We start from the raw sequence: 26,249 nt of genomic DNA, 5'->3' as shown, positions 1-26,249 counted from the left end.
ATAGAGGGGTGTTTGAATGAAGTTTACTTCAGTATTTGATATTATTGGACCCGTTATGATTGGGCCTTCCTCCTCTCATACGGCAGGGGCAGCTCGTATTGGGCGTGTTGCTAGGGATCTATTTGGTAGACAGCCTAAGTGGGCTAAAATTCACTTATATGGATCATTTGCTGAAACGTATAGAGGGCATGGAACAGATGTTGCATTAATCGGGGGCCTTTTAAATTTTGATACATTTGACGAGCGTATTAAAATAGCTTTTGCTGAAGCCGAAAAAGCTGGGCTAGATTATGAATTTATCCCAGAAACTGCGAATACTGAGCATCCAAATACTGCACGTCTTGTCATAGGTGATGATGAGGGAGAAATGTCTGTCGTTGGTATTTCTATTGGCGGCGGTAAAATTGAAGTAAGTGAAGTAAACGGTTTCAAGCTACGTTTAACTGGGGGAATGCCAGCCATTCTTGTAGTACATGATGATCGGGCAGGCTGTATTGCCAATGTTGCTAATTGCTTAGCGATGCATGATGTCAATATCGGTCATATGGAGGTTTCACGTATTGAGAGAGGATTAACAGCTCTGATGGTAATTGAAGTCGATCAAAATATAGAGGAAAAAGTATTGCAACAAATTTCATTAATACCACATATCACGAAGGTATCAAAAATTAACAACTAGGGGGTGTCTCACGATGGACGTATTGTTTTATAATGTTCGTGAACTTGTTGAACGAGCAGAGCAAGAGGGTAAACTAATTTCTGAAATTATGATTGAGCAGGAAATGTTAATAACGGGACGCTCGCGAGAAGAAATTATGGGGCAAATGGATCGTAATCTAACGGTCATGGAGGAGGCTGTTGAACGTGGCTTAAAAGGTGTGCAGTCTGTGACAGGCTTAACTGGTGGAGATGCCGTTTTGCTTCAAACTTATATAGCACAAGGAAAATCCTTATCTGGAGATTTATTATTAGATGCTGTCAGCAAGGCGGTTGCAACGAATGAGGTTAATGCGGCGATGGGAACAATATGTGCAACACCAACCGCAGGCTCAGCTGGGGTTGTTCCAGGTACATTATTTGCTGTTAAAAATAAGTTAAATCCAACACGTGAACAAATGATTCGCTATTTATTTACTTCGGGTGCCTTTGGTTTTGTAGTTGCCAATAATGCCTCCATTTCTGGTGCTGCTGGTGGCTGCCAGGCAGAGGTTGGCTCAGCAGCAGGTATGGCTGCGGCAGCTATCGTTGAAATGGCTGGTGGTACATCGCAACAATGTTCTGAAGCGTTTGCCATTACACTTAAAAATATGCTAGGTCTTGTTTGTGATCCTGTAGCTGGGTTAGTAGAGGTCCCATGTGTAAAACGAAATGCAATGGGAGCGGCTAATTCACTTGTGGCAGCTGATATGGCCCTCGCAGGTGTCACAAGCCGTATTCCTTGTGATGAAGTAATTGGGGCGATGTATCGAATCGGACAATCTATGAGTCCAAATTTAAAGGAAACTGCCCGAGGTGGTTTGGCTGCGACACCGACAGGTAAAGCGATTAGTAAAGCCATTTTAGAAAATGGTGGGTTACAGAGTATTAAAGCAATTCAATAAGTTGCTGACTAAACATGCTATCTATTTATGGGATAGCATGTTTATTTTATCACGATGGGTTAGTACTTTAGCACCCTCTACATACTTGGAAATAACATTCTCTTACGTTTCATTATTTTTGATAGTATGATATTTAATAAAAAAATTTAAATTGATTTTCTAACAAGGGTGTGAGTGAGGTAATGGATTTACGCAATTTAAAAACATTCCATGTTGTTTCGACTTATCTTAATTTTACCAAAGCAGCTCAACTATTAAATTACAGTCAGCCAACGATTAGCCAGCAAATTAAGGCGTTAGAGGATGAGATAGGCCATACTTTAATCAATAGGATGGGAAAGAAAATGTTTCTTTCTCAAGTCGGAAAGATTTTAAAGGAGCATACAGATAAATTATTTAACATCCTAGAAGAAATGGAGGAGGATTTGAAAAATTTTGAAAAGCCTTATGGTCATTTAACAATTGCCGCTCCAGAATTTTATTGTGGATATTATTTATCCCATATTATAGGTTCATTTTTAAAGCTATATCCACAGGTAAATTTAAAGCTTCTATGTGCGAACAGTAGGGAAACAGCTGCACTTGTAAGCTCTAATCAGGCAGATTTAGGATTTGTAGCAGGAAAGCCTAATTATTCAGGTATAGAAGGAGTTCTACTTGAGGAAGAGGATTTAGTACTAGTTGGTAACCCTAATATTATAAAGGACAGAACAACTGAGGAAATATTTGATGAATACCCATTTATAACCTACGGATTGGATGATAATATAAGAAGTTGCCTTCGTGACATTCAATGTGACCCAAAAACAATTGTCGAATTTGGAAGTGAAGAGGCTATAAAAAGAGCGGCTGTGGGACAAGTGGGTTTAGCATTACTGAGTGATATATTGATAAAAAAGGAGGTAAATAAGGGAAGTCTTCAGGTGTTAAATCGTTTTCCTAAAAGGTTACCAACATATTTGATTTATCCACATAATTCTAAGGAATTTAGTAATGTGAGTACGTTTATCGATTTAGTGAAAGATACTTGGCGAACGATTTAAATATAAAAATGAAATGACCATCGCTCTTTTCTGCAAATGTATTGTAGAATGGAGCGTTTTTATTATCAAATTTTTAATAACATAAATAGGAAAACAGAGGAAATGTTCTTTATCTATATGTAAATTTATCAATAGTTACTATTAGAAATAGCAATTTTTTATTTTCGATACTATCACTTACAATTTAGAAGACGGAAATTTCAAAAAAAGGGGATGACGTTGTGGGAGAAATAAAAGCGTTTATAAAATGGGGGACTGCTTATGGGTAAATTTGTAACTAAAAAAGATACAGAATTAAATGATCAACAGAAAGGAATAAATGTATATGTCTTAATATTTTGCCTTATCATTCTATCGGCTGTGTTGACGTATATCATTCCGGCAGGTGAGTTTCAACGAGAAGAATTGAATGGACGAGAAGTGATCCAGCCAGGGACCTTTACTTACACGGATATGAACCCAATAGGATTCTTGGATGTTTTTAGCAGTATTCATTCAGGTATGATGCAGGGTGCGAGTATTATTTTCTTTGTTTTAATTGTTGGAGGAACCTTTGGAATACTCTCAGCAACAGGGGCATTAGAATCGTTTATTGCAATGCTATCAGTGAAAATGGCAAAGCGTGAGATGTTGATTATTCCCGTGTTAATGTTATTTTTCGCATGTGCAGGTTCATTAATGGGAATGTCTGATGAAACAATCGTTTATGTGGGCATACTTGTCCCACTTGCCATTGCTTTGGGCTTTGATGCTATTACAGGATTCGCTATTGTCATTCTTGGAGCATCAGTTGGCTTTTCAGCAGCAGTAATGAATCCATTCACTGTCGGGATAGCGCAAGAAATAGCTGGACTGCCACTGTTCTCTGGAATTGCTTTACGTCTTATCATTTTTGTCATTTTATATGTCATAGCTACAGTTTATGTCTATCGCTATGCTAGGAAGGTAAAAAATAACCCTTCACTCGGTTTCTATGGAAATTTTAAATTTGGCAATAAGGAAGGGCTTGCGAATCAGTCAATCAAGATGGAATTAAGTCATAAGCTCGTTATGTTAACATTTCTCTTGAATTTCGTTGTCCTGATGTATGGTGTCATTAAATTAGGATGGTATATTACTGAAATAGCTGGCTTGTTTTTATTATTTGGTATTTTAATGGGGCTTATTGGAAAGCAATCGCCATCCCGAATTGCTAATTCCTTTATGAAAGGTGCGGGAGATTTAATTGGTGGTGCATTAATTATTGGTTTAGCTCAAACGATTCTTGTTATTTTTAATAATTCCGGGCTTATCGATACTATTTTATATCATACAGCCTCAATACTTGATACTATTCCTCCAGCATTAAATGCGGTAGGTATGTTTGTTTTCCAGCTATTTTTGAATTTTTTGGTGCCATCAGGGAGCGGACAAGCTGCCTTAACTATGCCAATCATGGCTCCTTTATCTGATATGATCGGTGTTACAAGGCAAACGGCAGTTCTTGCTTATCAATTTGGTGATGGTATGTCTAATATCATTTTTCCGACAGTCGGATTCCTTATGGCTGGACTCTCAATTGCAGGGATACCATGGGGAAAATGGATAAGGTGGATTCTACCTTTCATGTTATTGCAGGTTACGGTTGCTGTTGTATCACTAATTATTGCGCAGATTATTCAGTATGGGCCGTTTTAAAAAGGAGTTTTACTAATGGAAATCATAAATTTAGAGTCTTTGACAAAAAGAGCAATTGAAGACAGAAGATATCTTCATCAATACCCTGAGCTTTCTGGTCAGGAATTTGAAACAAGTAAATTCATTCGAAATAGATTGATGGAGTTGAATATTGACATATTGTCTTTTGGACCACCTAGTGTTGTTGGATTAGTAAAGGGGTCAAAAGGTTCGAAAACTATAGCACTAAGAGCAGACATAGATGCGCTGCCGATTGTTGAAGAGGGAGAAAAAACATATATCTCTAAAAAACCAGGGATTGCTCATATGTGTGGTCATGATGGTCATACTGCAATATTACTAGCTGTTGCTGAATGGCTATCGAGAAATGAGGTTGAACCAAATGTTGTACTCATATTCCAATCTGCAGAAGAAATCACACCGAGTGGAGCTGACTTACTAATTAAACAAGGTATTTTAGAAGGAATAGATGCTATTTTTGGTATTCATTTATGGCAGGGTCTTGAAAAAGGAAGAATTGGGTTAACTCATGGGCCAATGATGGCTTCCATTGATGATTTTGAAATTGATATCAAAGGATACGGTGGCCATGGATCGATGCCTCATGAAACAATTGATCCCATCTATATTGCAAGCAGTTTAATCCAAGCCTTTCAAAGTATAATAAGCAGAAGCATAAATCCAATTGAAGCAGGAGTTATTACAGTAGGAAATGTTCAAGCTGGTACAACGTATAATATTATCCCTGATTCAGCGAGATTAATAGGAACAATAAGAGCATTGACGCCAGAAACAGTCAATATCATTCAAACAAAAATGGTCAATTTAACAGAGGGAATATGTCAAGCTTTTGGTGCAGAAGGAAAGGTTCGTTTTATAATAGGCACCCCACCGCTTATAAATGATCCAAATGAGTCAAAATTTGTGGAAAACATTGTTTGCAGAGAATTTGGGCATGAAGTATTTGAATTGGTTAATCCAGTTATGGGAGGGGAGGATTTCTCCTATTATTTACAGAAAAAACCTGGTGCCTTCATCTTTGTCGGTATGGGTGGAGAAAAGAGTCAATATCCACATCATCATCCAAAGTTTGATCTTGATGAAGATGTGTTTCCTGATGCGATAAAGTTATTTATTGAACTAGTAAATCATTATCAATAAAGGATTTGCATGAAGTAGAAAGGATGTTAAACATGAGAATAAAGAAAGTTGAAGTGTTTGCTGCGCGATTATTATTAAAAGAACCTTTTATCATTTCATATGTTCATTTAGATGATATGCCAACCATATTTGTAAGAATTGAAACGGATAAGGGGATAGTAGGCTGGGGTGAGGCTGTTCCTGATCAAAATGTAACAGGAGAAACTTGGGAAAGTACTTATCAAATTATTAAACATGAATTAGCTCCATTAATAATAAATGAAGACCCATTTGCTATTGATCGCATTCATCAAAAATTTAATCATAAGATAAATGGCGTTCCTTCTGCAAAAGCTGCACTAGATATAGCTATCTATGATCTAATGGGAAAAATTACAGGGCAGCCAGTATATCAATTAATTGGTGGGAAAGCACATGAGGAGCTACAGGTTCCACGAGTAATTAGTATTAAAGATCCTCAGGAAATGGCGGAAGATGCACGGAGTTTTGTGGCAGCAGGTTTTAGGAATATAAAAATGAAGGTAGGTACCAACGCAGACACCGATATTGAAAGAATTAAAGCAGTCAGAAATGCTATAGGAAACACTATTCAACTTCGTGTTGATGCTAACCAAGGCTGGAATAGAATTGAGGCATTAAAGGTAATACACGAAACGTCTGATTGTCATGTGGATTGGTATGAGCAGCCAGTGAAGGCACATGATATAAGAGCTTTAAAAGAAATTAGATCTGTTGTAAATAATAAAGTAATGATTGATGAAGGTGTACATAATATTTACGATTTAGTGAATGTTATTGAGATGCGAGCAGCTGATATGCTTAATATTAAACTAATGAAATCTGGTGGCATTTATCCTGCTTTAGCTTTAGCGAGTTTAGCAGAGGCAGCCGACATGCCATGTCAAGTTGGTTCGATGGTTGAATCAGCTATCGGTACAATGGCTGGAGCACATCTAGCGATGAGTAAAAACATTATTCAAACAAATGAGATGGTCGGTCCCCTCATGTTTATAAAGGATGTGGCTAAGGTCCACTATAATGGAGATGTCATTCAATTTAGTAATAAGCCAGGACTAGGCATAGAAGTAGATGAAGCATTTGTAAATGAAATTACTCGTTTTTCCTGTGAAATTAACAAACCAGTATGATAGGAACATTTACATTTTTAAACAATATGTAGAATAGAAATATTGAAAGGCCCTACCTTCAATTTGAGGTAGGGATTTTTTAGTGCATTTGAAAATGTTTATTGTAAGGAAAGACTGTAGATTTATGATACAGTGTAAATGAAAAAGCTATTAGCTACATAGAACATTTAACTTATCTTCATTCAGCAGAAGACTCCCACCTCTACATGTGGTGAGATGAAAGCGGTTTTGGTTCCTTTTCAGTGGGTGTCCAAACACCTACTGAATGAAGATAAAGCCTCCGGCGGATGTCACGGATTTTCAAAGGAATGAATTGTACGGGCACAATTCAAAATCCGGACGCAATTACGCCAAGGCGAAATTGATATAGCCAGCATCATGAAAGGAGTTGTCGTACAAGATGACTGATTTAACGAGTCCAGTCACCGGATTAAAGGGAATCGGGAAGGAAACTGCAGGACATTTAGAGGCATTAGGCATTGAGACGATAGCAGATTTATTATGGACGTTTCCACATAGACATGAGGATTTTCGGTTAAAGGATTTGACACAAACACCCCATAATGAGCGTGTTACCGTTGAGTGTAAAGTTGAGCGTGAACCGACAATTTTGTTTTTAGGTCGCAATAAATCAAGATTACAGGTGACAGTGCTGGCAGGTCGCCATTTAGTAAAGGTTGTTTTTTTTAATCAAGGCTATTTAAAGCAAAAGCTTATTCCTGGAGCTATTATTACGGTCACAGGTAAGTGGGACAGAGGCAGACAGGTAATCAATGGAACATCTGTCACATTTGGTCCAAAGACAGATCAAGTTGATTTTGAGCCTGTTTATAGCTTGAAAGGCTTGATTCCGCAAAAACGATTTCGTAAATACATGCGACAAGCGTTAGATGACATTGGCGCAGAGATACCAGATGCTATTCCATTACATTTACAAGAGGCCTATAAGCTTGCTCCAATAGCTGATGGTCTTGAAGGAATTCATTTCCCTCTTGATGCCGAGCATGCAAAACAGGCTAGACGACGCTTTGCCTATGAAGAGTTACTATTCTTTCAGCTACGAATCCAAGCTTTACGAAAAATTAGAAAGGATAGTGAGCATGGCACTATTATACAATATGATTTACAAAAACTGCGTGCCTTCATTGCATCGTTACCTTATGAATTAACGGCTGCTCAAAAACGTGTGGTCAATGAGATTTGCAAAGATCTGAAAGAACCGCATCGTATGAATCGTTTACTTCAGGGAGATGTTGGGTCAGGGAAAACTGTTGTTGCGGCAATCTGCCTATATGGGGCTGTTACTGCAGGCTTTCAGGGAGCGTTGATGGCGCCGACAGAAATATTAGCAGAACAACATGCTGAAAACTTGACAGAATGGTTTGAGCCATTTGGTGTACGTGTCGCTTTACTATCTGGATCAACAAAAACAAAAGAGCGTCGCTTGCTTTTGGAGGAGCTTGCTAATGGAAATATTGATATTTTGATTGGAACACATGCCTTGATTCAGCCGGATGTTATTTTTTGTAATCTTGGTTTTGTTATTACAGATGAACAACATCGTTTTGGGGTTGAGCAGCGTAGAATCCTGCGCGATAAAGGGAATAATCCAGATGTACTTTTTATGACAGCAACCCCTATTCCACGTACGCTTGCCATCACAGCGTTTGGAGAAATGGATGTTTCCATTATTGATGAAATGCCAGCAGGACGTAAGCAGATTGAAACGCACTGGATGAAAAAGGAGCAATTCGGCTCTGTTTTGTCAAAGCTTGAAATGGAACTTGCTGCTGGTAGACAGGCTTATGCGATTTGTCCACTCATCGAGGAATCAGATAAGCTTGATGTCCAAAATGCAGTTGAGATTTATGAGCAGCTTGCTACGTATTTTAGCGGACGATACCATGTTGGATTAATGCATGGTCGTCTGACAGCTGATGAAAAAGATGCTGTTATGCGTGCCTTTAGTGAGGGGGCAATAGATGTGCTTGTATCAACAACAGTTGTTGAGGTTGGGGTGAATGTACCGAATGCAACTTTTATGCTTGTTTATGATGCAGAACGCTTTGGGCTAGCACAATTGCATCAGCTGCGAGGGCGTGTTGGACGTGGGGAGCACCAGTCGTATTGTGTATTACTAGCTGACCCAAAATCAGACGAAGGGAAAGAGCGAATGCAGTCAATGACAGAAACGAACGATGGGTTCCGGCTGGCTGAAAAAGATTTGGAGCTGCGTGGACCAGGTGATTTTTTTGGTCGGAAGCAAAGTGGTCTGCCAGACTTTAAAGTAGCAGATTTAGTGCATGATTATCGTATTCTTGAGACTGCGAGAAAAGATGCTATCGAGATACTTGAGACAGATGCTTTTTGGCATCATGATGACTATCAAGCGTTACGGGCAATGCTTGAACAGTCAGGAGTATTGCAAGGAGAACGCTTCGATTAATAATCATTCAGATGCTATCAATAGGATGTAAGGGCTTGTTTTGAAAACAGGTCTTGCATTCTTTTTTTATAGTCTATATACTGATATTAGTACCAAGTGCTAATAACAACTAAAAAGGTGGCGAATGATGTTGAGACGAACGAAAAAAGAGCGACAGCGACTATTATCTGAAACGATAGCTGAAAATCCATTCGTCACAGATGAACAGCTTGCAACACAGTTTCAGGTGAGTGTCCAAACGATTCGTTTAGATCGCATGGAATTAGCAATTCCAGAATTGCGAGAGCGAATTAAAGATGTTGCTTCGAAAACCTATGAAAATGAAGTAAAATCACTACCGATTGATGAAATAATCGGAGAAATTATTGATATTGAATTGGATAATCGTGCATTATCTATTTTTGACGTAAAAGAAGAGCATGTTTTTCAACGCAATGGCATCGCCCGTGGACATCATTTGTTCGCACAAGCAAACTCATTAGCGGTAGCGGTTATTGATGACGAACTGGCATTGACAGTGCATTCGAATATAACATTTGTGAAACCTGTTAGAGCTGGAGATCGTGTTATTACAAAGGCAGTTGTTATCGCACGTAATGATGAAAATCATCGGACAAAAGTAGAGGTAACATCTACAGTAAATGGTGAAACTGTTTTTGTTGGTGAATTTGATATGTACCGCACGAAAGGTTAAGGTGAACAACAATGAAATTAGCACTTGATGGAATGGGTGGCGACAACGCACCAAAATCAGTTGTTGAGGGTGCGCTTTTGGCGTTAGAGCAAATTCCAAATTTAGAAATACAATTATATGGTCAACAAGAAAAGCTTGAGCCATTTTTAAAAATACATGATCGTTTGACTGTTATACATTGTGAAGAAGTTGTGGAAGGAACTGACGATCCTGCACGCGCTGTTCGTCGTAAAAAGGATTCATCTATGGCGAAAATAATGGATGCAGTGGAAGTAGGGAAAGCAGATGCATGTCTTTCCGCAGGCAATACAGGAGCTTTAATGGCAGGAGGTCTATTTAAAGTCGGTCGAATTGAAGGGATTGCTAGACCTGCGCTTGCGACTACATTACCAACATTAGATGGTAAAGGCTTTTTAATGCTAGATCTTGGTGCAAATGCAGATGCACGACCTGAGCATTTATTGCAATATGCAATTATGGGTGATATTTATGCCAAAAAGGTTGGTGGCTTACAAAAGCCGCGTATTGGTTTGCTGAATATCGGTACTGAGGATAAAAAAGGGAACGAATTAACTAAAGCTGCCTTTGAACTGTTAAAAGAAGCAGATTTAAACTTTATTGGCAATGTGGAAGCACGTGATTTACTAGAAGGGGTAGCAGATGTTGTTGTAACAGATGGTTTTACAGGAAATATGGTGCTGAAATCAATCGAAGGAACAGCGGGTGCTTTATTTTCAATGCTGAAGGAGGCATTTATGTCTTCTACAAAAACAAAAATTTCAGCAGCTCTGATGAAAAGTAATTTACGTGATTTGAAAAATAAAATGGACTATACAGAGTATGGTGGTGCAGCTTTATTTGGCTTACAGGCACCTGTTATTAAGGCACATGGTTCATCCAATGCAAAAGCCATTTACAGTGCAATCCGCCAAGCAAGTACAATGGTAGAGCATACAGTGATCTCAACGATTACCGAGACAGTGCGTCACTTAGAAATTGATTAACTTCTTTCAGTTGAAAGAAGTTAAAGCCTCTGGCAGATGTCACGGAATCGGAAAGGAGTTCATAAAGGATGTTAGCCTAAAACCATCGCATCCATGCGATAACGGCTAACTGACCTGCATCACGCAGGCCTAAGCACAAAGCCGATTCTGGACGCAATTTTGCCGAGGCATAATTGATTAAAAAGGGGTTAACGAAGAATGACGAAAATAGCATTTATTTTTCCTGGTCAAGGCTCACAGACAGTAGGTATGGGGCAGGAGTTTGTTGAAAATTCAGCAGACAGCAAGGCTTTTTATAATCGTGCAGATCAATCACTTGGCTTTGAATTATCGAAGCTTATGTTAGAGGGGCCTGCTGAGGAATTAACATTAACATACCATGCACAGCCAGCTCTATTAACAACTGGTGTAATGGTTGCAGAAAAATTGCAGGCAGCAGGAATTACGCCAAATTATGCTGCTGGACATTCACTTGGAGAATACGGAGCACTTGTTATAGCAGGCGTGTTATCTTTTGAAGATGCAGTTTCTGTTGTGCATAAGCGTGGTCTTTATATGAATGAAGCTGTACCTGCTGGACAGGGGGCAATGGCAGCCATTCTTGGGATGGAGCTTGAGGCACTGCATGAAGTAACTGAAAAAGTATCTGAAGCAGGTGATCCGGTTCAGGTAGCAAATGTTAACTGTCCAGGGCAAATCGTTATTTCTGGTACAAAGGAAGGCGTTGAAAAAGCTTCTGTAGCTGCAAAGGAAGCAGGTGCCAAACGAGCAATTCCTTTAGTTGTTAGTGGTCCGTTCCATTCAGAGTTAATGCGTCCATCCTCTGATAAATTAGGAGCAACATTAGCGACTATATCATTATTAGAGCCCCGAATTCCAGTAATCGGTAATGTTATGGCAAAAGAATTAGAGAATGTCTCTGCTATTCAACAAGAATTAGTAGAACAAGTTTATAGTGCCGTACAGTGGGAAGCTTCTGTGCGTGAAATGATTGCGCAAGGTGTTGATGTCTTTATTGAATGTGGTCCAGGTAAAGTATTAAGCGGCTTAGTGAAAAAAATCGATCGCTCTGTTGCAACTTATTGTGTTTATGATGAAGCATCGTTAGAGGCAGTGATAGAAGCGGCAAAGGAGTGGACAATTAATGCGTAAATTAGAGGGTAAGGTAGCCGTTGTAACAGGCGCTTCGCGTGGAATAGGACGTGCTATAGCATTAAAGCTTGCTGATGAAGGAGCTAAAGTTGTCGTTAACTATAGTGGCTCTCAAGCAAAGGCAGAAGAGGTTGTCGCAATGATTCAAGAAAATGGCGGAGAGGCTATTGCCGTACAAGCGAGTGTGTCACAAACAGAGGAAGTTACAGCATTAATGGATACAGCAGTGAAGACATTTGGCTCACTTGATATTTTAGTGAATAATGCAGGAATCACACGTGATAACTTGTTAATGCGTATGAAGGAAGACGAATGGGATGATGTGTTAGATACAAATCTTAAAGGTGTTTTCCTTTGCACCAAAGCTGTAACACGTCAAATGATGAAGCAGCGAGCAGGGCGCATTATTAATATTTCTTCTATCGTTGGAGTTGCTGGTAATGCTGGGCAGGCAAATTATGTAGCTGCTAAAGCTGGTGTAATTGGATTAACAAAAACAACAGCAAAGGAATTAGCATCGCGAAATATTTTAGTAAATGCGATTGCACCAGGATTTATCGAAACAGAAATGACAGATCAATTACCAGAAGAATTAAAGCAGGGAATGCTAACTCAAATTCCACTGGCGAAACTTGGGCAGCCGGAGGATATTGCAAAGGCAGTAGCTTTTCTAGCTTCAGATGATGCAAATTATATGACGGGTCAGACATTGCATATTGATGGCGGCATGGTGATGTAATTTCAATTAGTCATCAATAAGTTTTTTTTGTATAATCATTTGAGGGGAGGTGAATGATTTGTCTACAGTATTAGATCGCGTAACAAAAGTAATCGTGGACCGCTTAGGCGTTGAAGAAAGCGAAGTAACACTAGAAGCTTCTTTCCGTGATGATTTAGGTGCTGACTCATTAGATGTAGTTGAACTTGTAATGGAACTTGAAGACGAGTTTGATATGGAAATTTCTGATGAAGATGCTGAAAAAATCTCAACAGTAGGTTCTGCAATTTCATACATTGAAAGTAAATTAAACTAATTTCATTTTAACTTTATTCAAAATTGATCACCATTATAGGTGCTGACATGAATGCGGTAAGTGTTTATGAGATAGTTGAATAAAGTTAAAGCCTCTTGCAGAAATTATTACTGTTCTGATTCGAATATTAAGAGCAGATTTATATTGCTAAGGTGTATTTAAAAGGGTGCGAAATGGTTCATTTTTTGAACTATAGTCGTCCCTTTTTTTGTCTTGGAAATTAATTTGCAAAAAAACTTCCAAAACATTGTATTTAAGCCGAAATAATTTTGCATAAACGCCTTGAAAAAGGTACACTAAGACGGTAGAAACTATTAGGAAGGCAGATTGTTCAATGGCTATGAAAAGAAAAGGAACTATGCAGAAATCTGGCGTACTTCCTGAAAAAGTACGCAATCAATTCGAGCTGTTACAGCATGAATTAAGTATCACATTTATTAATAAAAATTTATTGTATCAAGCATTCACGCATTCATCTTATGTGAATGAGCATCGCCGTAAATTGTTTACGGATAATGAGCGTCTTGAATTTTTAGGAGACGCAGTACTTGAACTGTCTGTTTCTAAATACCTCTTTGAGAAATACCCTAGTATGAGTGAGGGCGAGTTAACGAAGCTACGAGCATCTATTGTATGTGAGCCATCTCTTGTTATTTTTGCAAATGAATTAGGTTTTGGTCGCTTCGTATTACTCGGAAAAGGTGAGGAATTGACAGGTGGACGGGAACGCCCAGCGCTACTTGCTGATGTTTTTGAGTCATTTGTAGGTGCTCTTTATTTAGATCAAGATTTGCAAACGGTCGTGTCATTTTTAGAACGTATCGTGTTCCCAAAAGTAGAAATCGGTGCTTTTTCGCATGTGATGGATTTTAAAAGCCAATTGCAAGAAATGGTACAACAAACAAATAACGGATTACTTCATTACGAAATTATTGATGAAAAGGGTCCTGCACATAACCGTACCTTTGTATCAAGTGTTCTATTGAATGGACAGGAGCTTGGTATTGGTCGAGGGAAATCGAAAAAAGAAGCCGAGCAGCAAGCTGCACAATGTGCAATGCGAACAATGCGTGAGCAAGCTGCGAAAGAGGAGGCTTAATAAATGTTCCTAAAACGACTCGAAGTGATTGGCTTTAAATCTTTTGCGGAGCGCATTGGAATTGATTTTGTACCTGGTGTTACAGCAGTTGTCGGACCAAATGGCAGTGGGAAAAGTAATGTCACTGATGCTATTCGTTGGGTACTTGGGGAGCAATCGGCAAAGTCGTTACGTGGATCTAAGATGGAGGATGTTATTTTTGCTGGCAGCGATTCTCGAAAGCCGCTAAATTTTGCGGAGGTAACATTAGTTTTAGATAATACAGATGAACAACTTGCTTTTTCATATACAGAGGTCAGCGTAACAAGACGCGTATACCGTTCAGGTGATAGTGAATATTTATTAAATAACCAACAGTGTCGCCTGAAGGATATTACGGACTTGTTTATGGATTCAGGTCTTGGAAAAGAGGCATTTTCAATTATTTCGCAAGGCCGTGTTGATGAGATTTTAAATAGCAGACCCGATGACCGACGTTCGATTTTCGAAGAGGCAGCTGGTGTATTAAAGTACAAACTAAGAAAGAAAAAGGCAGAGCATAAACTTGTTGAAACAGATGAAAATTTATATCGTGTGTTAGATATATTACATGAATTAGATAGTCGGCTTGAACCGCTTGAAATTCAGGCATCGAGTGCAAGAGATTATGTGCAAATGTCTACAGAGTTAAAAGATTTTGATATCGCTATTCTTGTGCACGATTTAAAAAATTGTGCACAATCTTTGCATGCTCTGGAAGCTGAGTTCACAGAGTTATCTGAGACAGAGCAAAAACAAGCCCATTCCATTGCTGCTGTCGAAAAACAAGCAACAAGTATTCGCAAACTGTTAAAGGAGCTAGATGACTACTTAGATACTACTCAATCGGACTTTGTGAATGCGACAATGGAAGTCGAACGCTGGGATGGTCGTAAGGCATTGATGGCAGAGAAGCGACAAAATGCATCGAATCAATTGCTGCAATTGAATGCCTCATTAGAGGAGGCAAAGGCTGAGGTAGAGGCTCTGATTTTACAGGAAGCAGAAAAAAAAGAGCTATTTACGGTGAAGCAGCAAGACGTACTGGTGTTAAAACAGAGCATCAAGCAACTGGAACAATCAGTAAATCGCTCTGTTACAGAAATTGAGCAAGAGATTGAAGAGCAAAAAAACCGCTATATTGACTCTTTAAATGAAGAGGCAACGATTAAAAACGAATTAAAGAATATTGATCAACAATTGGAGCAGCAAAAAGCGATGGCAGCACGAATGACAGATCAAACAGATGAAATCGGACAAGAGCTTGCCCAAATTATTACAGAAAAAGAAAAGCTAGCTATGGCTCACAATACTACAACAAAGGATTTGCAAGGAAAGCTTGAGCAGTATGAATCATTGCAAATAGAGCTTAAAAGGGTCAATGCATCTTTTAATGAAAAGCAGGACATGCTTTATAAAGCTTATCAACACCAACAGCAGCTTAAGGCTAGAAAAGATACATTAGCAGAGCTTGAAGCTGACTTTTCAGGTTTCTTCCAGGGTGTTAAAGAAGTATTACTGGCCCGTGATAAAGGTGAGCTCGTAGGTATTGAAGGGGCTGTCGCTGAATTAATTCAAGTAGACGGAAAATACTCCCAAGCGATTGAAACAGCCTTAGGTGCAGCTTCTCAACATATCGTGACAATAGATGAGCGTCATGCTCAACAGGCTATACATTGGTTGAAGCAAAAAAGAGCTGGTCGTGCGACATTTTTGCCAAAGACAGTTATGAAGTCACGTAAAATCAGTCCATCTACTATTCAATTAGCAATAGAGCATCCTGCTTTTGTACAAATGGCGGAGGGGCTTGTGACGTTCCATGAGGATAATCGTACAATTGTTGAGAATCTTCTAGGCAATGTAATTGTTGCATCAAGTTTAGAGGGTGCAAGTCAAATTGCTCGATTATGTGGTTTCCGCTATCGTGTGGTGACACTTGATGGTGATATTGTTAATGCAGGTGGTTCATTGACTGGTGGTGCAACGAAGCAACAATCTTCGCTTTTTACAAGAAAGGCTGAATTAGATGGTCTAATTGTCAAATTAGAAGCGTTGGAAGCATCTATTTTTAGTGCTGAACAGGCTGTTTCAGTGGAAAAGGAGAAGCTAGCAGCATTGCGAGATCAAGTAGAACATTTGAAACTTGTAGGCGAGCAGCTTCGAAAGGACGAATTACAACAGGCAAGTCGTATTCGGGAGCTTGATGTTGTCGAGAAAAGCTTATCCGCACGCGTATCCTATGCCTCAAATGAGACACAAGATGTTAAGACACGCGAGCAAACATTATTAGCTCAAAGGGAAGTGGCTACAAATCGTTTAACAACCCTTGCGACAGAGCTATTAGAGATTAATGGTACTGTAGAGCACCTTAGCAAAATAAAGCTACAGAGCGAAACGGAGAAAGATGTGCTGCGTGAACAATTGGCAGAAAAACGCTCCAAATTAGCAGTTATTCAAGAGCAAATGTCCCAAGTACAAATTGCTACAGCAGAAATAGCTTTACAATTAAACAAGGCTCAGCAAAAGATGGATAGTATTTCTCAGGAAATAATCTGGCTACAATCTGATGAATCAACAAAACTTTTAAGTGATGAAGAAGTAGAGGAACAGGTTGCTACATGGAAAGAGAGAAGAGATTCATTACAAAACACGATTACTCAGAAAAAGGATGAAAAAGTAGCACAACAGCAGCAACTCGCTACTTTTGAGGATCAGCTTAAAGAATTGCAACGTATACATAAAGGTTACCTTGAAGCAATACGTGCAAATGAGCTAAAACGGAGTCGCTTAGAATTTGAAATTAAAAGTTTTAATGAGCAGCTAGAGGAAAACTATCAGCTAATCCTTGAGGAGGCTGAGGAGATTGCAATAGATATTAAAGATGAAGAACATATGAGACGCAGAGTGAAACTGTTGAAAAAATCAATTGAAGAGCTTGGTCCTGTTAATTTGAGCGCGATTGAAGAATATGATAGAGTGCTAGAACGTCATTCATTCTTGACAGAGCAACGTGAGGATCTTCTTGCTGCTCAGGAAACATTGCATGAAGCCATTAAAGAAATGGATGAGGAGATGACATTGCGATTTAGCGAAACGTTCTATGCTATTCGTGAACAATTTAAACGTGTATTCCGTGAATTATTTGGCGGTGGGCAAGCAGATTTAGTATTACTGGAGCCGCAAAACTTACTTGAAACAGGTATAGAAATTGTGGCCCAACCTCCAGGGAAAAAATTGCAAAATCTAAGTTTGCTTTCTGGTGGTGAGCGTGCACTTACTGCCATCGCATTACTATTCTCTATCTTAAATATACGACCTGTGCCATTCTGTATTTTAGATGAAGTTGAGGCAGCACTAGATGAGGCAAATGTAGTTCGATATAGTCAATACTTGAAAAAATTTAGCCAAAACACACAATTTATTGTCATCACCCATCGTAAAGGAACGATGGAGGGAGCCGATGTATTGTATGGGATTACAATGCAGGAGTCTGGTGTCTCGAAACTTGTATCAGTAAAATTAGAAGATGAACCCGTACTTGCGGAGCAAAGGAGCGAACAAGCATGAGTTTTTTTAAACGTTTAAAAGATAAGCTGATGGGTAATCCAGCAGAAGAAGAAGAAAAAGTTGTAGAAGTTAATGAAAATGAGTCTGGAACTGCTGACGAGCAAAAGCATGAAGATGCCGCAGAGCCTACTCTTATCGAAGCAACTGTAGAGGAGATTGACAAAGTAGAGGAAACTTCAAAAACGGAGAGTCCTATTGAAACAGAACTTCCTGAATTAATGGAGGAACCAGAGCAGCAAGAAGTGCAAGAGGTTGCGATTGTGGAAGAGAAAAAACCTTCTGCATGGTCCATTACGCAAAAATTCAAAGCTGGTCTGGAAAAAACGCGAAATTCCTTTACCTCAAAAGTAAACGATTTAGTGGCACGTTATCGAAAAGTGGATGAGGATTTCTTTGAAGAACTAGAAGATTTATTACTGCAGGCTGACGTTGGCTTTGAAACAGTTATGGAGCTAATGGATAAATTACGTTTTGAGGTTCAACGAAAGAATATTAAAGATACAAATGGCATTCAAACAGTAATCTCTGAGAAGCTTGTTGAAATTTATGAGCAAGGTGAAGAAGATTTAATTGATTTAAACATGCAGCCCGATGGTGACCTAACAGTGATTCTATTTGTTGGAGTAAACGGCGTTGGGAAAACAACAACAATTGGTAAACTTGCGCATCGTTTAACATCTCAGGGTAAAACAGTTGTTTTGGCTGCGGGTGATACGTTCCGTGCTGGAGCCATCGATCAATTACAAGTATGGGGCGACCGTGTTGGCTGTGAGGTCATTAAACAATCAGAGGGTTCTGACCCAGCAGCAGTGATGTACGATGCTATTCGTGCAGCGAAAAATCGCAAAGCAGATGTGTTAATTTGTGATACAGCTGGACGTTTGCAGAACAAAGTCAATTTAATGAATGAGCTCGAAAAAGTACATCGTGTCATTTCACGTGAAATACCTAATGCACCACATGAAGTATTATTGGCTTTAGATGCAACTACTGGTCAAAATGCACTTGTGCAGGCACAAACGTTTAAGGAAGCGACAAATGTTACAGGAATTGTCTTAACGAAGCTCGATGGTACAGCAAAAGGCGGTATTGTCCTCGCAATCCGTAATAAATTACACATTCCTGTTAAGTTTGTAGGCCTTGGTGAGAAGATGGATGATCTTCAGCCATTTGATGCAGAACGCTATGTCTATGGTTTATTTGCTGAGGGGTTAGATAAAGAATTACAAAATAATGAGGAATCTTGATTCAACAGATCTTACTGTATCAAAAGTGAAACGTCAGTACAAAATACGCCCATCTCTATAGGGGTGAGCTAGATGCTATTTTTCCCTATTCAGCGGGCGTACAAACCACTAAATAAGATCTTCATATCCTGAGAAAACGCCTGAGTGACCAACATTGTGCTACTGACGCTATTTTAGCACTACGCTTTCGCGCAAAAAACATCTGTTGGCCTAAAGCCTCTGGCAGATGTCACAGATTTTGAAGAGGAGCTTTTCTGGGGGCTCGAAAAAATCCAGACGCAATTATGCTTGGGCGTAATTGATAGTTGTGTAATTTAGTTAGTGAAACGTTCGTATGTGAAATGGACAATTCATTGTTTAAAAGGGAATGCTGGCAATTGGTGTAAGACACCTGAAAGCAGTGAATGGAGGCTTTTAGACAAGGGAATTGCCTTGACACAGACGGGCGTATTTCGTTATGATACAAATGACTAAGGACAGGAGGAGAAACATTCGATGCTACTTGAAAAAACAACACGCATGAACTTTCTCTTCGATTTTTATCAAGCATTATTAACAGATAAGCAACGAAGTTATATGGAACTGTATTATTTAGATGATAACTCACTTGGAGAAATCGCTGAATTATACGGAATTTCACGTCAAGCTGTTTATGATAATATTCGTCGAACAGAAGCGATGCTTGAAGAATATGAAGAAAAACTTTGTTTATTAGACAAATTTCAAAAACGTACACAAATGCTTGCGCAGCTAACAGCTGGAATAACAGGACAAAGCATGACGGCTGAAGAACAGCTTGCGCTTATTGAGCAGTTGAAAGAATGGGATTAGGAGGCGAAAGCAATGGCTTTTGAAGGATTAGCGGAACGACTCCAAGGAACGATCCAAAAGATTAAAGGTAAAGGTAAGGTATCGGAACAAGACGTTAAAGAAATGATGCGTGAAGTCCGATTTGCTTTAATCGAGGCGGATGTTAACTTAAAAGTAGTCAAAGAATTCGTGAAAAAGGTCAGCGAACGTGCAGTTGGTGTAGATGTTATGCAAAGCCTAACACCAGGCCAGCAAGTAATTAAAATCGTACAGGACGAATTAACACAACTGATGGGCGGTGAGCAAAGTCCCATTAAATTTAATACAAAGCCACCAACAGTTATTATGATGGTCGGCTTACAGGGTGCAGGGAAAACGACGACTACAGGTAAACTGGCAAATGTGCTACGTAAAAAATATAACCGTAAGCCCTTGCTTGTAGCAGCTGACGTTTATCGTCCAGCGGCAGTTCAACAATTACAAACGTTAGGAAAACAGCTATCATTACCTGTTTTCTCCTTAGGAACAGACGTATCACCAGTAGAAATTGCGCGTCAGGCAATTGAAAAAGCAAAAGAAGAGCATCATGACGTTGTCATTATCGATACAGCTGGTCGCTTGCATATTGATGAGGATTTAATGCAAGAATTAAAAGATATTCGTGGGTTAAAGGAGCCAGATGAGGTATTCCTAGTTGTCGATGCAATGACTGGACAGGATGCTGTAAACGTAGCAGAAAGCTTTAATGAAGCAATTGGTATTACAGGGGTTGTTTTAACAAAGCTAGATGGTGATACGCGTGGTGGTGCGGCATTATCTATCCGTTCTGTAACACAAAAACCAATTAAATTTGTCGGAATGGGCGAAAAAATGGATGCCCTTGAACCATTCCATCCAGAGCGTATGGCATCTCGTATATTAGGTATGGGTGATGTTCTGTCACTAATCGAAAAAGCGCAAGCGAATGTAGATGAAGCCAAAGCTAAAGAATTAGAAGAAAAGTTCAAATCCCAAACCTTTACATTCGATGATTTTGTTGAACAATTACAGCAAGTCAAGAAAATGGGACCTCTTGATGAAATTCTAAAAATGCTTCCAGGTGCTAACAAAATCAAAGGCTTAGATAATGTAAAAGTAGATGATAAACAAATGGGCCGTGTAGAAGCAATTATTTATTCGATGACAAAGGCAGAGAAGACAAATCCGGAAATCATTAATGGTAGCCGCAAAAAACGTATTGCAAAAGGCTCTGGGACATCTATTCAAGAGGTAAATCGTCTCATAAAGCAATTCGATGAAATGAAAAAAATGATGAAGCAAATGACTGGTATGGCAAGTGGTAAAGGGAAGAAAAAAATGAAATTACCAGGCTTTGATTCATTGTTTAAATAATAATTTTTAGGTGTTAAGAAAAAACACTTTACAAACAACCTAAACATTGATAATATACTATCTTGTGTGAAACTTATTCGGAGGTGCTATTAATATGGCAGTTAAAATTCGCTTAAAACGTATGGGAGCTAAAAAATCTCCTTTCTATCGTATCGTAGTTGCAGATGCTCGTTCACCACGTGACGGTCGTCAAATCGAAACAGTTGGTACTTACAACCCACTAACTCAACCAGCTACTGTAAACATCGATGAAGAGAAAGCTCTTAAATGGTTAGCTGACGGTGCAAAACCATCAGATACAGTGCGTAACTTGTTCTCAGAACAAGGAATCATGGAAAAATTCCATAACCAAAAATTCAGTAAATAATCGGGGGCGACGTTTTTGAAGCAGCTGATTGAAGCAATCGTTTTACCGTTAGTCGATTATCCAGAAGAAGTTCGTATTGAGACGGATGAAAATGCAAATCGAATTGTTTATAAACTTTTTGTTCATTCAGAGGATCGAGGGAAAGTCATAGGCAAACAAGGGCGAGTAGCGAAAGCGATTCGTACAATTGTTTATTCAGCGGCAGGTAGTCACCATCAAAAAAAAACCTACGTCGATATATTGGATTGATAGAATAGATGTTCACGCTTTTTTACACGCGGCAAGCACAGGAGAGTCCTGATTGGTATGTTTACATGCATTTAGGAATTCGGAGTGGTCTTGAGCATGGAGCGTAAAATCTGGACTATGGAGGAGGGAGCTTGCCGGTTCCTTCCTTTTTTATCTCCTTTATGTATGGGAGGTTGAAAAGAATGTCATCTGTTACTTTGTGCCTCATAGGTATATACTTAAAGCAATTATATTGAGAGAAAATTGAGCATAATAACATTGAGATACTTTAGCTAAAACATCTTCTCCAAAATGTTTAGCTGCTTTTTAGAAAAAAGTGAGAGAATGGTTACTTTTAAACTCTGATTAGCAAGTAGCTTAAAGGAGACAGTATGTTTTATCATTTTTTATCTTCATTCATCAGAAGACTCCCACCTCTACAGGTAGTGAGATGAATGCAGTTTTGGTTCCTTTTCAGTGGGTATCCAAACACCTACTGAATGAAGATAAAACCTCTGGCGGATGTCACGGATTTTCAAAGGAATGAATTGTGCGTGCACAATTCAAAATCCGGACGCATTGTTTATCTGTGCGAAAGCGAAGCGACAGCAACAATTACGCCAAGGCGAAATTGATATGAGGTGAAATTTGTGGAATGGTTTAATGTAGGTCGTATAGTCAATACGCACGGAATTCGTGGTGAGGTGCGTGTTTTATCAACAACAGATTTTGAAGAAGAACGATTTGCAGTAGGGAATAGGCTTGCAGCATTTAAAAAAAATGATAAAAAACCGACATGGGTAACAATTGTATCGGTACGTCGTCATAAAAACTTTATTTTATTAACTTTTGAAGGCATGGACAATATTAATTTTGTAGAGCCTTTTAAAGAAGGTATGCTAAAAGTTACAAAGGACCAATTGTCAGATGATTTATTACAGGAAAACGAATTTTTCTTTCATGAGATTATGGGATGTACAGTTGTTTCTGAAGAGGGCGAAACGATTGGCGTAGTGTCAGATATTCTTCAAACAGGTGCCAATGATGTATGGGTGGTAAAGGGTGCTAAAAAAGAGCATTACATCCCATATATCGAAGACATTGTCAAGGAAATTAATGTTGATGACAAGAAAATTGTGATTCATGTAATGGATGGTCTACTATGATGAATATTCATGTGTTAAGTCTGTTTCCTGATATGTTTACAGGCATTTTTGGTGCCTCAATATTGAAGAAGGCACAGGAAAAAGGCGCTGTTCAGCTAGAAGTTACTGATATTCGAACATTTTCAGGTAACAAGCATAATCAAGTGGACGATTATCCGTATGGCGGTGGTGCGGGGATGGTGTTGAAGCCTGAGCCGATGTTTAGCGCGGTAGAGGCGATTACAGCTGGGAAAAATCCTCGAATCATCTTGATGTGTCCACAAGGGGAACGCTTTACTCAAAGAAAGGCTGAAGAGCTAGCACAAGAAAAGGAGCTTGTTTTTTTATGCGGTCATTACGAAGGTTATGATGAACGCATTCGGCAGCATCTTGTCACAGACGAAATTTCCATTGGAGATTTCGTTTTAACTGGTGGAGAGCTAGGAGCTATGACGGTTATAGATAGTGTTGTACGATTACTACCTGGCGTTTTAGGGCAGGAAGAGTCCCATATACAAGACTCATTTTCTACAGGTCTTTTAGAGCACCCTCATTATACGCGACCAGCTGATTTTCGCGGAATGAAAGTACCTGATATTTTACTATCAGGAAATCACGCAAAAATTGAGCAGTGGCGTGAAGAGCAGTCACTCAAAAGAACATTGGAGCGTCGCCCAGATTTACTAGAAAACTATCCATTAACAGATAAACAAAAAGTGTATGTAGAAAATCTTAAAAACAACCATTAAGATGCTTGATTGCTGTTTATATTTGTGGTAACATCTAATCTGTACTTCTATGTGAAGTACTGAATTACGGTGTTCCGCTGTGGCATAGATTGCGTGCAAGAGCATCTGTCTAAGGAGAGAAAACAATGTCAAACATTATTACAGAAATTACAAAAGCTCAGCTTCGCACTGATCTACCAGCTTTCCGTCCTGGTGATACTGTTAAGGTACACGTGAAAGTAGTAGAGGGTACTCGTGAACGTATCCAAGTATACGAAGGTGTAGTTATTAAACGTCGTGGTGGCGGTATTAGCGAAACTTTCACAGTTCGTAAAATTTCTTACGGTGTAGGTGTTGAACGTACTTTCCCTGTACACACACCAAAAATCGCTAACTTAGAAGTTGTACGTCGTGGTAAAGTACGTCGTGCTAAACTTTACTACCTACGTAACCTACGTGGTAAAGCTGCTCGTATTAAAGAAATTCGATAATTATGGCTTAAAAGTGAGGGGCTTGTATTGCAAGCCCCTTTTCTTTTTGCTTGTCATCTTAAATAGCTATCATCTAAAATGGGGATAGACAAGGGGGCAAATCTCGATGGAAAAACAAGTGAAGGAAAAGAATGAATTATGGGAATGGACGAAGGCACTTCTAATTGCATTTGCGATTGCAGCAGTTATTCGTTATTTTTTATTTACACCGATTGCAGTAGATGGTGAGTCTATGATGCCAACCCTTGAAAATGGCGACCGTATGATTGTGAACAAAATTGGTTATAAAATAGGAGAGCCAAAACGCTTTGATATAGTAGTATTCCATGCTCCAGAGAAGAAAAACTATATTAAGCGTGTTATTGGGTTGCCAGGAGAGACATTAGAATATAAAAATGATCAATTATATATAAATGGTGAACCGATCGATGAGCCCTATTTAGATACCTACAAATCACAAATTACTGAAGGTACATTAACAGAAGATTTTTCATTAAACGATATTGATGCGTCCTTAAAAGAGAATGTCATTCCAAAGGGCTTTGTGTTCGTAATGGGAGATAATCGTCGATATAGTAAGGATAGCCGTCATATTGGGCTTGTTGATCAAAAAGAGATTATCGGGAATACAAGTTTAATTTTCTGGCCGTTTAGTGATATAAAAATTGTAAAGTAATGCAATGCAAGAAAGGGAGAACTTACACTCCCTTTTTCTTTTAGTTTAGGAGGTATAGATATGACTATACAATGGTTTCCAGGGCATATGGCAAAGGCCCGAAGAGAAGTAACAGAAAAATTAAAGCTAGTTGATATTATATTTGAATTAATTGATGCACGTTTACCATTATCCTCGCGTAATCCAATGATAGACGAAGTGATCAATCAAAAGCCACGTCTTCTTATTTTAAATAAATCAGATATGGCTGATGAGCAGGAAACAAGGAAATGGGTAGATTATTTTGCACAGCATGGTCATAAGGCAGTGGCTATCAATTCTCTTGAAGGCAAAGGCTTACAATTGGTAACGAAAGCAGCACAAGAAATTTTAAAAGAAAAATTCGAGCGTATGAAAGCGCGTGGGATGAAACCTAGAGCAATCCGTGCGATGATAGTCGGCATTCCAAACGTAGGAAAATCAACCCTAATCAATCGCCTAGCTAAAAAAAATATTGCAAAAACAGGGAATACTCCGGGGGTAACAAAGGCTCAGCAATGGATAAAGGTTGGTAAGGAGCTTGAATTACTTGATACTCCAGGTATTTTATGGCCAAAATTCGAAGATCAGGAAGTAGGCTATAAATTAGCATTAACAGGTGCTATTAAAGATACCATTACAAATATGGAGGATTTAGCTGTCTATGGTCTACGTTTTTTATCTACTCACTATCCAAAGCGCATGGAGGAGCGCTATGGCTTTGAGTTTCTCCATGAAGATTTAGTGGAAACCTTCGACCATATCGGTAAGCTTCGCCGCGTCTTTGGACAAGGTGGCGAAATTGATTATGACCAAGTAGCTCAATTAATCGTACGTGATATTCGAGGCTTACAATTAGGTAAATTAACATTTGATTTTGTAGATGAGCAACTGGAAAAAGAGGCATTAACAGAAGAATAGAAGCATATAAAACGGCTGTCGAGAAAATGAATAATCTCGACAGCCGTTTTTTAACTTTTTATCTCGATTTAGCAGATCTTTACTGTGCGTAAGTGACTTAATAATATTTTTGGATTTTCACAAAAAATGTTATTTTTTTAACCTTATTTTAACCTTTCGACTTTATAATCTATCTGCAAGGAAATAAATTCAATCAAAATCAGATGAAAGGAGGAAAGTGACGCACAACCAAAACTAAAGTAAACTTTAGTCATAGTGTTGAAAAATTAAATAGGCAAGGGACTCTTTGTGAATATTTAGTCAAAATGAAGGTGATTTCCGTTCCAGGCTACTCGCTTTCCAGTGGGCGAGCGACGAGCCGCTTCCTGCACTGACGCTCCGTGCAGGGTCTCGTCTGTCTCGCTATCCCACGGGAGTCGAGTAGCCTTGCACTCCAATCAGCAATAGTATAGAACTTTAAATATTTTCTTCCCTCAAAAGTAAAGTGAAGTAAAAGCATGTTACTCACCATCATTAAATGGATAGAATATTGGTACAAATTCTACAGCTGTTAACCTACATTTTATGCGTAAAACTACTTTG

At 38.9% G+C, this 26,249-nt stretch carries 24 protein-coding genes; all 24 read left to right on the top strand.

From position 1 onward, the window contains the following. Nucleotides 1-16 precede the first annotated feature (16 nt). The 24 genes from sdaAB to ylqF all read left to right on the top strand — a co-directional run bounded on the left by sdaAB (nt 17) and on the right by ylqF (nt 25,667). Nucleotides 17-679, top strand: a complete 663-nt coding sequence (sdaAB, locus tag ACQKIM_RS06125; RefSeq protein ID WP_427540604.1) for an L-serine ammonia-lyase, iron-sulfur-dependent subunit beta — start codon at nt 17-19, stop codon at nt 677-679. A gap of 13 nt (nt 680-692) precedes the next feature. Next, complete coding sequence (sdaAA, locus tag ACQKIM_RS06120; protein ID WP_427540601.1) at nt 693-1,601, top strand: L-serine ammonia-lyase, iron-sulfur-dependent, subunit alpha; 909 nt, start codon at nt 693-695, stop codon at nt 1,599-1,601. 182 nt (nt 1,602-1,783) lie between these two features. Then, the gene (locus ACQKIM_RS06115; RefSeq protein ID WP_427540598.1) at nt 1,784-2,644 is read left to right on the top strand and encodes a LysR family transcriptional regulator; all 861 of its coding nucleotides are present in this window, start codon (nt 1,784-1,786) and stop codon (nt 2,642-2,644) included. A 261-nt stretch (nt 2,645-2,905) separates the two neighbouring features. Next, the gene (locus tag ACQKIM_RS06110; RefSeq protein ID WP_427540595.1) at nt 2,906-4,321 is read left to right on the top strand and encodes a YfcC family protein; all 1,416 of its coding nucleotides are present in this window, start codon (nt 2,906-2,908) and stop codon (nt 4,319-4,321) included. 15 nt (nt 4,322-4,336) lie between these two features. Further along, on the top strand, nt 4,337-5,482 hold the full coding sequence (locus ACQKIM_RS06105) for a M20 metallopeptidase family protein (RefSeq protein WP_427540592.1): 1,146 nt from the start codon (nt 4,337-4,339) through the stop codon (nt 5,480-5,482). A gap of 32 nt (nt 5,483-5,514) precedes the next feature. Further along, entirely contained in the window at nt 5,515-6,630 is a 1,116-nt protein-coding gene (locus ACQKIM_RS06100) for a mandelate racemase/muconate lactonizing enzyme family protein (protein WP_427540589.1), read from the top strand. A gap of 400 nt (nt 6,631-7,030) precedes the next feature. Next, a complete protein-coding gene (recG, locus tag ACQKIM_RS06095) occupies nt 7,031-9,076 on the top strand; it encodes an ATP-dependent DNA helicase RecG (protein ID WP_427540586.1) in 2,046 nt (681 codons plus the stop codon). 130 nt (nt 9,077-9,206) lie between these two features. Then, on the top strand, nt 9,207-9,770 hold the full coding sequence (fapR, locus tag ACQKIM_RS06090; RefSeq protein WP_427540917.1) for a transcription factor FapR: 564 nt from the start codon (nt 9,207-9,209) through the stop codon (nt 9,768-9,770). An 11-nt stretch (nt 9,771-9,781) separates the two neighbouring features. After that, nucleotides 9,782-10,774 carry a phosphate acyltransferase PlsX gene (plsX, locus tag ACQKIM_RS06085; RefSeq protein ID WP_427540583.1) on the top strand — a complete coding sequence of 331 codons (993 nt, stop codon included), beginning with the start codon at nt 9,782-9,784 and terminating at the stop codon, nt 10,772-10,774. Nucleotides 10,775-10,972: 198 nt separating this feature from the next. Further along, nucleotides 10,973-11,926, top strand: a complete 954-nt coding sequence (fabD, locus tag ACQKIM_RS06080; protein ID WP_427540580.1) for an ACP S-malonyltransferase — start codon at nt 10,973-10,975, stop codon at nt 11,924-11,926. Next, complete coding sequence (gene fabG / locus ACQKIM_RS06075; protein ID WP_427540577.1) at nt 11,919-12,665, top strand: 3-oxoacyl-[acyl-carrier-protein] reductase; 747 nt, start codon at nt 11,919-11,921, stop codon at nt 12,663-12,665. The genes fabD and fabG overlap by 8 nt, the downstream gene beginning before the upstream one ends. A gap of 58 nt (nt 12,666-12,723) precedes the next feature. Further along, complete coding sequence (gene acpP, locus ACQKIM_RS06070; RefSeq protein WP_427540574.1) at nt 12,724-12,960, top strand: acyl carrier protein; 237 nt, start codon at nt 12,724-12,726, stop codon at nt 12,958-12,960. 334 nt (nt 12,961-13,294) lie between these two features. Then, complete coding sequence (gene rnc, locus ACQKIM_RS06065) at nt 13,295-14,059, top strand: ribonuclease III (RefSeq protein WP_427540571.1); 765 nt, start codon at nt 13,295-13,297, stop codon at nt 14,057-14,059. Between the two features lie 3 nt (nt 14,060-14,062). Continuing rightward, the gene (gene smc, locus ACQKIM_RS06060; protein WP_427540569.1) at nt 14,063-17,644 is read left to right on the top strand and encodes a chromosome segregation protein SMC; all 3,582 of its coding nucleotides are present in this window, start codon (nt 14,063-14,065) and stop codon (nt 17,642-17,644) included. Further along, nucleotides 17,641-18,891, top strand: a complete 1,251-nt coding sequence (gene ftsY / locus ACQKIM_RS06055; protein ID WP_427540566.1) for a signal recognition particle-docking protein FtsY — start codon at nt 17,641-17,643, stop codon at nt 18,889-18,891. Before smc ends, ftsY begins: the two co-directional genes overlap by 4 nt. A gap of 495 nt (nt 18,892-19,386) precedes the next feature. Further along, complete coding sequence (locus tag ACQKIM_RS06050; protein WP_427540563.1) at nt 19,387-19,722, top strand: putative DNA-binding protein; 336 nt, start codon at nt 19,387-19,389, stop codon at nt 19,720-19,722. Nucleotides 19,723-19,734: 12 nt separating this feature from the next. Then, entirely contained in the window at nt 19,735-21,093 is a 1,359-nt protein-coding gene (gene ffh, locus ACQKIM_RS06045; protein WP_427540560.1) for a signal recognition particle protein, read from the top strand. 94 nt (nt 21,094-21,187) lie between these two features. Further along, nucleotides 21,188-21,460 carry a 30S ribosomal protein S16 gene (gene rpsP / locus ACQKIM_RS06040; protein ID WP_004269411.1) on the top strand — a complete coding sequence of 91 codons (273 nt, stop codon included), beginning with the start codon at nt 21,188-21,190 and terminating at the stop codon, nt 21,458-21,460. Between the two features lie 15 nt (nt 21,461-21,475). Further along, nucleotides 21,476-21,709 (top strand): KH domain-containing protein, encoded by a 234-nt coding sequence (locus ACQKIM_RS06035; RefSeq protein ID WP_427540557.1) that lies wholly within the window; start codon nt 21,476-21,478, stop codon nt 21,707-21,709. A 629-nt stretch (nt 21,710-22,338) separates the two neighbouring features. Beyond that, nucleotides 22,339-22,854, top strand: coding sequence for a ribosome maturation factor RimM (rimM, locus tag ACQKIM_RS06030; protein WP_427540554.1), 516 nt, complete (start codon nt 22,339-22,341; stop codon nt 22,852-22,854). Further along, nucleotides 22,854-23,582 (top strand): tRNA (guanosine(37)-N1)-methyltransferase TrmD, encoded by a 729-nt coding sequence (gene trmD, locus ACQKIM_RS06025; RefSeq protein ID WP_427540914.1) that lies wholly within the window; start codon nt 22,854-22,856, stop codon nt 23,580-23,582. Before rimM ends, trmD begins: the two co-directional genes overlap by 1 nt. A 125-nt stretch (nt 23,583-23,707) precedes the next feature. Further along, nucleotides 23,708-24,052: a 50S ribosomal protein L19 gene (rplS, locus tag ACQKIM_RS06020; protein ID WP_024362054.1), complete on the top strand. Its 345-nt coding sequence runs from the start codon at nt 23,708-23,710 to the stop codon at nt 24,050-24,052. A 106-nt stretch (nt 24,053-24,158) separates the two neighbouring features. Continuing rightward, nucleotides 24,159-24,728 carry a signal peptidase I gene (lepB, locus tag ACQKIM_RS06015; protein ID WP_427540550.1) on the top strand — a complete coding sequence of 190 codons (570 nt, stop codon included), beginning with the start codon at nt 24,159-24,161 and terminating at the stop codon, nt 24,726-24,728. Between the two features lie 60 nt (nt 24,729-24,788). Further along, nucleotides 24,789-25,667: a ribosome biogenesis GTPase YlqF gene (ylqF, locus tag ACQKIM_RS06010; RefSeq protein WP_427540547.1), complete on the top strand. Its 879-nt coding sequence runs from the start codon at nt 24,789-24,791 to the stop codon at nt 25,665-25,667. The last annotated feature ends 582 nt before the right edge of the window (nt 25,668-26,249 follow it).

The sequence above is a fragment of the Lysinibacillus sp. NPDC047702 genome (assembly GCF_050272555.1).
Lineage (GTDB): Bacteria > Bacillota > Bacilli > Bacillales_A > Planococcaceae > Lysinibacillus.
The sequence above is the reverse complement of the archived record's forward strand: the minus strand, read 5'-3'. Positions and strand labels throughout refer to the sequence as shown.